At 55.3% G+C, this 12,911-nt stretch carries 10 protein-coding genes; 6 read left to right on the top strand and 4 right to left on the bottom strand.

What is annotated here, in order from left to right; translation table 11 throughout:
- Positions 1-39 precede the first annotated feature (39 nt).
- Positions 40-1,893: a dihydroxy-acid dehydratase gene (gene ilvD, locus ACG98I_RS10245; protein WP_394720542.1), complete on the top strand. Its 1,854-nt coding sequence runs from the start codon at positions 40-42 to the stop codon at positions 1,891-1,893.
- Between the two features lie 78 nt (positions 1,894-1,971).
- Positions 1,972-3,423: a glycosyltransferase family 87 protein gene (locus tag ACG98I_RS10240; RefSeq protein WP_394720540.1), complete on the top strand. Its 1,452-nt coding sequence runs from the start codon at positions 1,972-1,974 to the stop codon at positions 3,421-3,423.
- Between the two features lie 145 nt (positions 3,424-3,568).
- Here ACG98I_RS10240 and ACG98I_RS10235 read toward each other — a convergent pair whose 3' ends face one another.
- Positions 3,569-5,131, bottom strand: coding sequence for a DoxX family protein (locus ACG98I_RS10235; RefSeq protein ID WP_394720538.1), 1,563 nt, complete (start codon positions 5,129-5,131; stop codon positions 3,569-3,571).
- 175 nt (positions 5,132-5,306) lie between these two features.
- On the opposite strand from ACG98I_RS10235, the gene ACG98I_RS10230 reads away from it, so the two are divergent.
- A complete protein-coding gene (locus ACG98I_RS10230) occupies positions 5,307-6,395 on the top strand; it encodes a glutathione S-transferase C-terminal domain-containing protein (protein WP_394720536.1) in 1,089 nt (362 codons plus the stop codon).
- 91 nt (positions 6,396-6,486) lie between these two features.
- Here the strand turns inward: ACG98I_RS10230 and ACG98I_RS10225 are convergent, their stop codons facing one another.
- Entirely contained in the window at positions 6,487-7,401 is a 915-nt protein-coding gene (locus tag ACG98I_RS10225) for a LysR family transcriptional regulator ArgP (RefSeq protein ID WP_394720534.1), read from the bottom strand.
- A gap of 78 nt (positions 7,402-7,479) precedes the next feature.
- On the opposite strand from ACG98I_RS10225, the gene ACG98I_RS10220 reads away from it, so the two are divergent.
- Complete coding sequence (locus tag ACG98I_RS10220) at positions 7,480-8,208, top strand: LysE/ArgO family amino acid transporter (RefSeq protein ID WP_394720647.1); 729 nt, start codon at positions 7,480-7,482, stop codon at positions 8,206-8,208.
- Here ACG98I_RS10220 and ACG98I_RS10215 read toward each other — a convergent pair.
- Complete coding sequence (locus ACG98I_RS10215; protein WP_394720646.1) at positions 8,205-8,657, bottom strand: NUDIX domain-containing protein; 453 nt, start codon at positions 8,655-8,657, stop codon at positions 8,205-8,207. The two genes, ACG98I_RS10220 and ACG98I_RS10215, sit on opposite strands and share 4 nt — an antisense overlap.
- A 137-nt stretch (positions 8,658-8,794) precedes the next feature.
- Positions 8,795-10,219 (bottom strand): benzoate/H(+) symporter BenE family transporter, encoded by a 1,425-nt coding sequence (locus ACG98I_RS10210; protein ID WP_394720533.1) that lies wholly within the window; start codon positions 10,217-10,219, stop codon positions 8,795-8,797.
- A 193-nt stretch (positions 10,220-10,412) separates the two neighbouring features.
- Between ACG98I_RS10210 and istA the strand changes: the two genes are divergently transcribed.
- Complete coding sequence (istA, locus tag ACG98I_RS10205; protein ID WP_394719292.1) at positions 10,413-12,047, top strand: IS21 family transposase; 1,635 nt, start codon at positions 10,413-10,415, stop codon at positions 12,045-12,047.
- Positions 12,044-12,820, top strand: a complete 777-nt coding sequence (locus tag ACG98I_RS10200; RefSeq protein ID WP_394719293.1) for an ATP-binding protein — start codon at positions 12,044-12,046, stop codon at positions 12,818-12,820. The genes istA and ACG98I_RS10200 overlap by 4 nt, the downstream gene beginning before the upstream one ends.
- Positions 12,821-12,911: the final 91 nt, after the last annotated feature.

The following is a 12,911-nucleotide window of genomic DNA, read 5'->3' as shown; positions in this document are numbered from 1 at the left end:
ACATTTTCCCTGCTTTAGATACTTATTTAGGATATTTAGATGTTTCCTCTGCGCTCAAAAGTAACCACCGTTGGCCGTCAAGCTGCTGGTGCCCGCGCCCTCTGGCGCGCAACCGGTACCGCTGACCATGAGTTTGGTAAGCCCATCGTGGCTATTGCCAACTCTTACACGCAGTTCGTGCCAGGCCATGTTCACCTAAAGAATGTTGGTGACATTGTTGCTGATGCCATCCGTGAGGCGGGCGGCGTGCCAAAGGAATTTAACACCATCGCGGTTGATGACGGCATTGCTATGGGCCACGCCGGCATGCTGTACTCGCTGCCATCGCGTGAGATCATCACCGACTCCGTGGAGTACATGGTTAATGCTCACACCGCTGATGCCCTGGTGTGTATCTCTAACTGCGACAAGATCACCCCGGGCATGCTCAATGCGGCCCTGCGTTTGAATTTCCCAACCATCTTTGTCTCTGGTGGCCCTATGGAGGCCGGCAAGGCCGTTGTGGTTGATGGTGTTGCTAAGGCCCCAACTGACTTGATCACTGCTATCACCGCATCTGCATCCGATGATGTTGATGATGCTGGCCTGCTAGAAGTCGAACAGTCTGCATGTCCAACCTGCGGTTCTTGCTCCGGTATGTTCACCGCTAACTCCATGAACTGCTTGACTGAGGCACTGGGTCTGGCATTGCCTGGCAATGGCACCACCTTGGCAACCCATGCTTACCGTCGTCGCCTCTTTGAGCTGGCCGGCTCCACCATCGTGGATATGTGCCGCCGCTACTATGGTGAAGAAGATGAATCCATGCTGCCACGCAATATCGCGACCAAGGAAGCATTCTTCAATGCGATGGCACTGGATATGGCTATGGGCGGCTCCACCAACACCATCCTGCACACACTCGCTGCGGCTCAGGAAGGTGAAATCGACTTCACCCTGAAGGACATTGAAAAGGTCTCCGATGAGGTACCGGTTCTGTCCAAGGTTGCACCGAATGGTGTGTGGCACATTGAGGATGTCCACCGCGCCGGTGGTATCCCTGCCATCTTGGGTGAGCTGCGCCGTAGCGGTCACCTGAACATGGATGTTCACACCGCGCTGTACAAGGATGCCAGCCAGTGGCTGGATGACTGGGATATCCGCGGTGGCAAGTCTTTGGACAAGGCTCGTGACTTGTTCTTGGCTGCGCCAGGTGGCGTTCGCACCACCGAGCCTTTCTCCACCGAGAATGTTTGGGAGTCTTTGGACACCGACCAGGAAAATGGCTGCATCCACTCCGAGGAATTCTCCTACTCCGACCAGGGTGGCCTGGTGGTTCTGCGCGGCAATATGGCACCAAATGGCGCCATCATTAAGGCAGCCGGCGTGGAAGAAGAGCTCTGGCACTTCCAGGGCCCTGCACGCGTTGTGGAGTCCCAAGAAGAGGCAGTGTCCATCATCTTGAAGCGTGAGGTTCAGCCAGGTGATGTCATTGTCATCCGCTACGAGGGCCCATCCGGTGGTCCGGGCATGCAGGAGATGCTGCACCCAACGTCCTTCCTCAAGGGTTCCGGTCTGGGTAAGAAGTGTGCGCTGATCACCGATGGCCGCTTCTCCGGCGGTACTTCTGGTCTGTCCATTGGCCACATCTCCCCTGAGGCCGCCCACGGCGGCGTCATCGGTCTGGTGGAAAATGGGGACCAGATCACCATCGATGTCATCAACCGTCAGCTGACTTTGGACATTGACGAGGATGAGCTGGAACGCCGCCGCGCGGCCCAGGAGTCCCGCGAAAAGCCATGGACCCCAATCAACCGCGACCGTCCTGTCACCAAGGCACTGCGCGCATACGCAAACATGGCAACCTCTGCTGATATGGGCGCTGTTCGTGTTGTGGACGGCTACATCAACTAGTCGGTTTCACCACACTTAGCATCAGGCGGTGGGTCAGTATTTACCTAAGTACTGGCCCACCGCCTAATATTATGCCCCGTGACTACCTCACCGAATTCTTCTTCTAGCCAGCCCGGCAGCGCGCCACGCACCGAGCCACGCAACGCGTCCAGCCACAATGCGGCCGACCCGAGTGAGCCCGCTGCATCTGCTGCGTCTCGCTTCTTCCCGCCCGCTGTCGCTGGAGTGCTGGCTGCTATCGGTGTCATCATCGCCACCATTGTCACCACCATTCAGGTGCGCATGACTGATTTCCCGATTGACATGATCATCTACCGTGAAGGCGTCAAGGCCTTCATGCAGGGCGGTGAGGTCTACTCCGAACCAATGATGGCCGGCGATATTGCCCTGCCATTTATCTACCCGCCTTTTGGTGCTTTGGCGATGGTGCCTTTGGCCGGCGATTGGTTTAGCAATAATACGGCCGGCGATATCATGATTGTCTTCTCCAATCTGCTGATTGGTCTGTTGATCATTTTGCTGGCGTTCTACCTCAATAAGCAGCGCAAGACGCCCTTTGCTGGCAGTGATGTCTTTGGCGTTGCTTTCCTAATTTGGGGCATTGTCCTCATCTTTGAACCAGTACGCCTGAATAATGGCTTCGCACAGGTCAACATCGTCATCATGGCGCTGGTTGTCATGGACCTCATTCCACGCAAGCGCCTCATGTGGCTGCCACAGGGCTGGCTGATTGGCCTTGCAGCCGCAATTAAGATCACTCCCCTGGCGATGTTGCTGTATTTCTTGCTGCGCAAAGAAATCAAGCCGATCATTACCGCCGGCGTCTCCGCCATCGTGGCAACGCTGATCGCCGCGGCTGTTCGCTGGGATGTGGCGTGGGAATACTTCACCGTCAATCTGCTCTCCATGGGCTCCGGCGGCGACTTTGGCGTTGAAACTGCCTACCAATCCAATAGCTCCATCAAGGGCTTTTTGGAGCGCCTGTTCACCTCCCAAGAAGCTATGAACAATGCCTCCATGCTCACCAATATCATCTGGCTCATCCTGGCTGTGGCCACCGTGGTCCTGGGTGGCTGGATCATGGTGGCGCTGATGCGCCGCGGGCTGAATACCGAAGCCTGGATCATCAACTCATTCATCATGCTGCTCATCTCCCCCGTCAGTTGGTCCCACCACTGGGTCTGGCTGGCCATCGCGATTCCAGTGCTGCTCTACCGCGCACTGTCCTGGCGCCACCTTAACTGGGTCTCCGGCATCTTGGTCTCCATCCTCGGCGCCTGGGCATTCATGGTGCTAACCGTCCCACCAAAGTGGTACCTAGGCGATGGCATCAATGTCTGGGAGCTGACCTTCACCCTCAAAATCGTAGTCAGCGACTTCGTCTGGATGGCCATCCTCACCATGCTCGCTACCGCCTACATGCTGCGTTTCGTGCCCAAGCTCGACACCGCGCGCAGCGCTCAGGCCAATGCTGCTGCTACTCAGTCGTCTGAGAGCATTAAGGCCTCTGAGTCCTCTACGTCTGCATAATCAATTGACTTAGTCATCGCGCAAGCGGACTAACTGATTAATCAGTTTCATTGCAAGCAAGACAAAAGCGCGTTTCCTGCCAACTTTCTTTCATGAAAGTAGCGGGAAACGCGCTCTATTGTGTCTAAGGCTGTGCCGTTAGTTCTTAAGGCAGCGGGTTGATGCCTGCGCCGAACCACCAGACGGCAACCAGTGCTGCAGCGCCCAAAATGAAGAAGATCCACGAGGATGCCAGTGGGCGACGTGCTGGGCTCGAAAGTGCCTTTACGCCCAGCGCGGAGTCAACGGAGATGAAGCCTGGACCGGTGAACTGGATACCGACGTTAATAACGAACAGGATAAGTGACAGCCACAGAGTCTCTGGCCAGCCGAAGACGTCCAGGCCAGCACCGGATACTGCCAGTTCATGAATAGCCAGGAAGCCAGTAACAACCATGCCGACCATGGCCGCAAATGGCGTGAGCAGACCCAGAACCAAGAATACACCGGCGCCCAACTGCGCTACCGGAACACCGATGGCCAGAATGTTCGCCATCGCGTAATTAGCAAACTCGGTCTCTAGACCGGAGATACCCGCGCTATCACCGATGGTGAACAGGGTGCGCACACCTTCAATAATCAGATAAGCACCCAAAGCAATACGGATGAAGAGCAAACCAAAGTCAATGGTGCCGCGCTTGCCATACTGCTTGCGCAACGCCTTTTCTTCCTCAGCCTGCGCTGCCGCAGCGGTTTCCGCATCCAGTGCCATCGCGGTCTCATCCGAGTAACTCGATGGCGTATCAAATTGCTGTGCCGGTGCAGCGTTCGCGCCCGCCCCAGCTGCACCGACGCCGGCAGCTCCCGCGCCTGCTACCGCAGGGTTCACGGTAGTTGGCTCGTTGGAATAAAGATTATTTGAGGTCTGCGCGTCACCGTAGCCGCTCTGTGCCGGCGTCACCGTGGTCGGATCATTTGCGGAGGAGTCATTGCGATTAGCAAAGTCACGGTCATCGTAGGAATTATTTTGTGAACCAGTTGTGGGACCCAAGGTCATCGTCTCCGTAGGTTGGGACTCAACAGGTGCCTGTGGAGCCTGATTGGTATTCGACGTATTGCTATTTGGCGTAATTTCTTGCGGCTGAGCACGGCCAGGACGATCAAATACGCTAGAGCGCTTCGGTTCCGAAGAATCCGTCACCTTCACACCCGACTCTGCAGCATCCTTCTTCGCACCAGGTGCCCCATTCGCTCCTGCACCACCAGCGGCTGCACCTGCACCCACAGCGCCAGCGGCAGCTCCGGTTGCAGCAGACGCTGAAGAAGAAGCGGATGCTTTTGAGCCTTCCCCCGCTGGCCTAGCACTGTTGGATGAAGAACCAGCTGGCTGACTCTTTGACGAGTTTGCACCGGACGGAGTAGACCCCTTGGAAGCTGCTGGCTTTTGCGAAGCATTAGCCTTGTTTACTTCAGCTTCGCCGGGGCGATTAAAGGACAAGGTTGGCTCGCTATTTGGCCCGCCTGACTTCTGTCCAGATGGCTTTTGCTCTGCTGGCTTACTTGCCGATACCGTCGTGCTGCCACTTGGGCTGGCAGAAGACGCAGCGGAGGATTTGTCGGTGGCACCTGATGTGGAATCAGTCTTTGGGTAGTACGAAGGAACACCCAACTCATCATCAAAGTCTGATGCCTTATCAGGTTGATCATTGGACGGTTTATTCGTGCTCATAACCTCAACACTAGGCGAAATCTGCCTTTTCGGCTGCGACATTATCGGCGCGCCACGCCATTTCCCGCACTAAGTACGGCGCTGCTAAGCCGAGATCTTGGTTACGCTTCTAGATAGGAACTGGGAAATGATGTAAGGTTGTTGACACGTCAACACAATTGAAAGGGAGTGCCTCTTGTCCACAGAAGCTAATGATCAAGAATTCGGCGACGCACGCAATGCCTCACCAGATGGTGAGTTTGTTCGCGACACCAACTACATCGAAGACCGAATCGTTCCAGGCATCACTGAGCCAACAGAGCAAGAAGATGGCACCTTCTACTGGCCGCAGGAAGCCGGACGCTACCGTCTTGCTGCCGCGCGCGCCTGCCCATGGGCACACCGCACTGTTATTGCACGCCGCCTGATGGGCTTAGAAGACACCATCTCATTGGCACTCGCTGGCCCTACCCACGATGTGCGCTCATGGACTTTCGATTTGGATGAGGGCGGCGTGGATCCCGTCCTGCAGATCCCACGTCTGCAGGATGCATACTTCAAGCGTTTCCCCGATTACCCACGTGGCATTACCGTTCCGGCCATCGTGGAAGAATCCACCGGCCGCGTGGTTACCAATGATTACCCTTCCATCGTGCGTGACTTCATCACCAACTGGAAAGACTTCCAGCGTGAGGGCGCACCTAATCTTTACCCAGCAGAGCATGCAGAAGAGATGGAGGAGATTAACTACTACATCTTCAAATCCATCAATAACGGTGTCTACCGCTGTGGTTTCGCAGGCTCCCAAGACGCTTATGAGTCAGCGTATGAGTTCATGTGGTCCGCGCTTGATTGGGTCGAAGAGCGCCTGGGCAAGCAGCGTTACATGATTGGCGATCACATCACTGAGACCGATATCCGTCTTTTCGTGACACTGATCCGCTTCGATCCGGTCTACTACAGCCACTTCAAGTGCTCCCGCCACAAGATGGCTGAGATGCCGAATATTCGCGGCTATCTACAGGAGCTCTTCCAGCTCCCAGGCTTTGGTGACACCACCGATTTCACTGAGATCAAGCAGCACTACTTCGTGGTCCACACTGAGATTAACCCAACCAAGATTGTTCCATTTGGCCCAGATATGTCCTGGCTTATGGAATCCCACGACCGCGATCGTTTCGGCGGTCAGCCTTTCGCCGACGGCACCACCCTGCCAGGCGCATTACCTAAGGGCGAGGAAGTCAAGAATCCCGAAGACTTTCAGCTCCCTCTCTTCGAGCGCTAAATAGAGATAAGAGGAACTAAGAAGAAGATATAGTCTCCCAAGCTGAGCAGCATCCACGATGGTTGCTGCTCAGCTTTTCTTGAGTTTCCAACTACTCGGCACTCTCCGAAGACTTCTTATCCGGAGATTTCTTCTGTGGCAAGGCTATACGTGCCGCGCTGACCACCGCACTGGTGAGTTTTTCCAGCACTTCAGATTCCAGGCGCCAACGCTGCCAGTAAAGGTCTACTTCAATATCTTCGCCATCGAGCGCCACCAATTCACCCGAGTCCAGGTATTGCTGGACTTGAATCTCTGCCAGCACTCCCCATCCCAGTCCAATACGCACTGCTTCTAAATAGGCTTCCGAGGTGGGAATCTGTGAGACCCTTCCGCGAATGACGTGCAGCTCAACCGAGCGATCTCGCATGGCTTGGTCCAAGATCGCATCTTGCGGGCCATAAATAACCAGCGGCATCTGCCGCCACACTAAACCCATCTCCGTGGTGAAACGGCTTTTAATTTCCGGGGTACTCACCGCCACATACCGCATGGTGCCCAGGTATTCGGAAACACAACCAGATACCGGCGCCTCCTCATGAGTGATGGCGCCCAGCACGTCGCCGCGCCGCAGCATGGATAGCGTACGAGTTTCATCCTCTACCCGCAGGCGCAGCGCCGCCTCACCATATTGCGCCATTTCTTTCATGACTGATTTGAACCATGTTGCCAAGGTGTCATTATTGACAGCAACGGAAAGCGGCACGCGCTGGAGACGTTGCCCCAGACGCGCGTCTGTCTCAGCCTGGACCAAAGCCATGCGGCGAGCGGACTGGACGAGAATTTCACCCGCATCGGTCGCGGTGACCGGATTAGCGCGACGCAGCAGTACCCTGCCTGTCGATGCCTCCAGCGCCTTAATCCGCTGACTTACTGCGGAAGGTGTGATTCCGAGCACCGTTGCGGCGTACTCGAAGCTGCCTTCATCAACGATGGCCAGCAGTGTTTCTAAATGTACGGGATTCATTAAGCTAATCTAATCTAGGATGAGTTTCTATAACTGGACTTCATCTCATTCAAGCTGCACAGTATAGCTATGTCAACAGTGTCCATCATCATTGCAGGTTTTGCGCTCGGTATCTCGCTTATCGTCGCAATTGGTCCACAAAATGCACTCCTGCTGAAGCAAGGCATTAAACGCGACCACGTCTGGGTCGTCATTGCGATCTGCGCTGTTTCGGACGTCATCCTGATTTTGTCTGGCACCGCGGGCGTTGGCTATTTGGTGGAAACCTTCCCTACCGCACTGGTGATTTTGAAGTACCTGGGCGCTGCTTACCTGGCATATTTCACATTCCTCTGCTTCAAAGATGCCTTCCGCGACAAGGTGGAAACGCTCTCCCCTGCTGATTCGGAACCCAATAAGACCCAGCAGGTAGATGCCTTCGATGGCACTTTGAATGGCAATGGTCCGCAAGGAGGCGGTGGCACAGCTGTTGATACCCGCAGGCCAGTAACCAAACTTCGCCGCAAGATGGAAAAGACCACGTGGATGAAGCCAGCATTGGCAACCTTGGCCATTTGCTGGCTAAACCCGGCTGCTTACGTTGATGTTCTCGTCATGATTGGTGGCCTGGCTAACCAATACGGCACTGAGGGCCGATGGCTATTTGCCGGCGGCGCAGTCATGGCAAGCCTGATGTGGTTTCCCACCATCGGTCTGTCCGCAGCGAAGTTCTCTCACGTGCTGTCCCGCCCAGCGGTCTGGCGCGCTATCAACTTCGGCATCGGCTGCATCATGATCGCACTGACCATCAAGATGCTCTTGAGCTAAAAGGCTATTTGCCCCAGCTTCGCGCCAAATCCCGCGCACAGCACCTGTGACTGCTCAAGTGGAATCCAAAAGCATGTCCAAGACTGTGGCTCACTGCCGTCTGAGGCATCACTCTCACCCCCGGGCCAACGCTCGGGGGTCTGGTCATCAACGGGTTCCAGGTGGAAGAAGTGCCTCTCATGGATTTCGGGCTTCTTGAGCCGGGCATCATGAAGCTCCACGCCCAAAGCTTTGACAATTCGCGCGTTCACGCCGGTTTCTTCCAACACTTCCCGCACGACAGCATCCTCCGGAGTCTCTCCTGGCTCAATCGTTCCAGCGGGCACCTGAACTCCCGTAATCTCGAGTGGGACGTCGTCGTGTGTAAACACGACTAACTGCTCTTCCCGCACGACGTACCCCACCACTTTTCGGACAACGCTCAGCCCAGACTCCGTCCGTCCAGGCATCCGGCCTTGTGGTGCTGTCACCGTAATACACCGCGCTTCCCTAGCCCTTGCTCACCTTTTGCACATGAAGAATAACAATCTACATCAACGGGCTTCTCGCAGAGAGCATTCGCGGCATCAAAGAAGGTAAGAATTCGTTAATGCGTCGTTGAGCGCTGATAGGCATCAGAGTCTTTCAGTTCTTCTTCGAAAGCCATCAGATCTTCTTTTTCTATGTCCGCAGCACCGGGCTGTACCTGCTGACCTTTCTCATCTTGCTCCAAGTTTTGGTCTGCTGCCTCTGACTCAGTCTCTACTGGCTTAGCTTTTTCTGGCGCCGCTTTGGCTGACTCAGCATTCGCCGGCTTGGGGTCCATAATCCATGCCACCAAGCAGCCAAAGACAATGCCCCAGAATGGAGCGGTGATGCCCAGTAGCGAAAGCTCCGAAATGGTGACAAGGAAACAAACCAAGGCGCCAGTAGAAAATGGGCCAGAGAACCCTGCAAGGAAAGCATTCTTTAGTGGTGCGAGCATCGCAATTCCAGCGAGCGCTGCGATGAATGCCGCTGGCATCGCAAGCATAAACCCAACGAAGACTGGCGAGAATAATCCCACCACGATGGCGCCGATCGCCGTGGCCATCGCCGCAGTGTAATGGCGCTCGCGGTTGGGGCCGGAAACAATCAATGCATTGGTGGGACCGGTCAAGCACGAGGTGACATTGCCAATCAGGGCCATAGGCACAGAAACCAGGCCACTGGCTGCCGCAGCCAAGTTGACGCCCGGCTTATGCCCTGCCGCTTGCAGGACCGCGATGCCCTGACCATTTTGAACAATCACCACGGTAATCGCCAGTGGAATAACTAGCTCTGACATGGCAGCGAAAGAAAATTCGGGTGTGGTCACCACTGGTGTGGCAATGATGCCATCATCAAGGATTCCGGATCCCAGACGCCCAGAGGCAACCGCGATGACTACGCCAATCACAGCGGCCAATGCCACCGGCGGCGCAACCGCAGCAATCTTAGGCGAGGCGCTCAAAACCAAAAAGAGCAGGATCATCGGGATAGCAATCCATGGATCATCCGTGGCGGCACCGATTAAATCCAGGCCAAAGCGCAAGAAGATGCCAGCGACCATCGCCATCACAATTGTCGGCGGCAAGATGGCCATGATCTTGCCGATGAGCCCTGTCCAGCCCAGCAAGAACACCAAGATAGCGGTGGCAAGATACGCGCCAATAACTTCACCGAAAGATAAATGCACTAAAGCATCGCCGGCGAGCACAGTTCCGGGGATAGTCCAGAAATACGCCTGCGGACTGCGGTAGAAGTATGTCAGCAGCAGAGTGAGAATTCCGTTGCCGAGAAATGCACCGAAGATCCACGATGATGTCTCATCAGGACTGAGGTTGCCCGCCGCAGCCGCAGCCAGGATCACCGCAATAGGACCAGACGCAGAGAAAATCAGCGCGACAAGACCGTCGACGATTTCCTGTGGACCGATGTCACGGCGAATATCACGCAGAGTTGGGCGCGGCAGTTGAGGCTTTTCCACTGCCAGAAGCAAAGATGTGCCCATGGGGAAGGCTCCTTAGCTTTCTCAAGATTAAAGTACGCAAGCCCACAAGGGGTTTGATTGTTGCGCGGGGGTATCTAGTAACACCGTGGTGACTATCGGATAACGCAATGGTGAGTATCGAGTAACGCTTTGGGAGAAGATTCTTCTGACCGCGTGACAACAGGGCACGCGGCATCATCAGAGGAGTCCGATCGTGACTGATTACCGGGCCGTGATGGACCTAGTCTTACAAGGCTGGTCCGTCCGCCAAATCTGCTCGACTGTGCGATGCTCACACACCACAGTCCAAAAAGCCCGCCACACAATAGCGGCACACCAGATCACAACCTGCGAACAACTCGCCGGTATTACCGACGAAGAAATGGCCACATGGTTTGTTGATGGCCGAAGTGCTGCCCAAGGCGACTTCGTACCCATCGACTTCGACGCAGTGACCAAAGCACGCACCGGCCGCAACAAAGTCACCCTCCAAGTCCTGTGGGGCCGCTACACCACCCAACCAGCCCACCCATCCCAGCGTTACTACAGCTACGAGCGCTTCCGCCAGCTTGTTGCTGAACACGTCGATGTCACAGGACTTACAGCACGCATTACCCATGCCCCGGGACACACCATGCAAGTCGACTGGGCCGGCACCGCAATGCGCCTGTTCGACCCAACCCATGCCCGAGGTGCAAAAGTCAGCATTTTCGTAGCATCACTACCGTATTCCGGCATGTTATTTGCCTGTGCTTGCCCGAACCAGCGACAACAAGCGTGGCTGTGGGCACATATCCAAGCATTTGAATACTTCAGCGGGGTTGCTGAAGTCATCGTGCCTGATAATGCTTCGACAGCATCACACGCAATTAGTGCTGCTGACCGCAACCGGCAGGTCAATTCCACCTACGAGGAATTCCTTGAGCACTACAACACTGCCGCGCTGCCTGCTCGTGCTCGGCGTCCAAAGGACAAGGCGAATGTAGAAGCAGCAGTCAAGATCATCACCCAAAAAGTCATCCACACCCTCCACGGGCATCAATGCGTTGGGCTCGATGAACTCAATGCACGCATCCGCAGCCTGGTTGACGGCATCAATGACGCGGTACCGTTTCGCGGTAACAACACCAGCAGAAGGATGCTCTTTGACGAGTTTGAACACGATGTACTCGGCGAACTTCCCACAACACCGTGGCAGCATACCGAATGGAAACGTGCGAAAGTCGCCCCCAACTTCCACATCACCGTCAACACTGCACGTTATTCGGTGCCTTACCAGCTTGTCGGCCGGACTGTCGATGTACGTATCACTGGCAATGAAGTAACCGTCTTTGATGCCGGGCAGCGTGTTGCAACCCACCGGCTTGCCCAAGCCCGTGGGATCTATGTCACCGATGTGGATCATATTCCTGCCAACATGGCTGATACCACAGGATTGTGGACCAGTGAGTACTTCTACCGTGAAGCAGCCAAGATCGGTCCAGCAACCCGGACAGTCATCGAAGAACTCATCAGCGCAAAGGCAATCCCTGTCCAGGCATTTCAGTCGTGCCGAAACGTACTGAATATGGGCAAACACGCCAACAAAGTGATTCTGGAACAAGCCTGTGCACGCCTGATCGCACCTGATGGCACCAGGAGGGCTGTGTCGTATACCGCGGTGAAAAACATGATGGCCGCGGTACGCAAAGACCAATCAACCCGCCCGACAGGCCATGATCTGCCAGCTGCAACACCGCCTGAAACACCACCGGTGGAACACGCACGCGATACCCGCGGTGCATATCTGGGTGGGTCTGCCCAGTTCAGTATGGAAAACCTCACGAAGAAAGGACCTTCGCAGTCATGACACAGCCACAACCAGCGTCAGCATCAGCGCGCTTTCTTGATGAATCGATCCTGCCTGTCTTTACCGATCTCCGGATGACGGCTTTTGGCCGAACCGTGATTGATATTGCAGCAGATCCCATCTTCGACTCATGGAGTTTTTCTGACAAGGTGCTCTACGCACTCGATAAAGAAGTTGCGGCCAAGCGTGAACGACGAGTCAACAAATTACTCAAAGCATCCCGATCGCCAAATCTCGATGCGTGTATCGAAGACATCACCTACACACCCGGCCGCAACCTCAACAAAGAGCAAATCACCAGACTCGCTCACTGCCAATGGTGTCAAAAAGCGCAAAGCATTGTCATCCTCGGCAAATCATCCGTCGGCAAAACCTACCTGGCCCAAGCACTACTTACCGCTGCGTGCAGAAACGACTACTCTGCTCGTTTCTTCCGCACAGACACCCTGGCTAACCAGCTGATGGTGCTGCGCCATGATGACGCAGCACGCATGGAGTTTCTTCAAGATCTCCACCTGGCGGATGTACTCGTGCTTGATGACTTCTTAACAACGCCGATTGATGCTGCCACAGCACACCAGCTGCTCAACATTCTTGCTGAGCGTGAACACCGGGGATCAACCATTGTCACCTCCCAGTTCACGCCCGATGAGTGGTACAAGTCCATCCCGGATGCTGTCATCGCCGAGTCGATACTGAATCGGCTTGTCGTTGGCGCTGAGATCATCACGCTGGAAGGTCCGAACATGCGCCTCGAAGCCAATACGCAGTAGCGGCGCATAGTCAACGCCCGGGTGTTACTCGATACTCACCCGGGCGTTACTGGATACTCACCACGGTGTTACTAAATCCGTGGTCCTAACA

It is taken from the genome of Corynebacterium sp. L4757 (assembly GCF_043673995.1).
Taxonomy (GTDB): Bacteria; Actinomycetota; Actinomycetes; order Mycobacteriales; family Mycobacteriaceae; genus Corynebacterium.
Note: the sequence above shows the minus strand (reverse complement) of the source record. Positions and strands in the feature narration are given on the sequence as shown.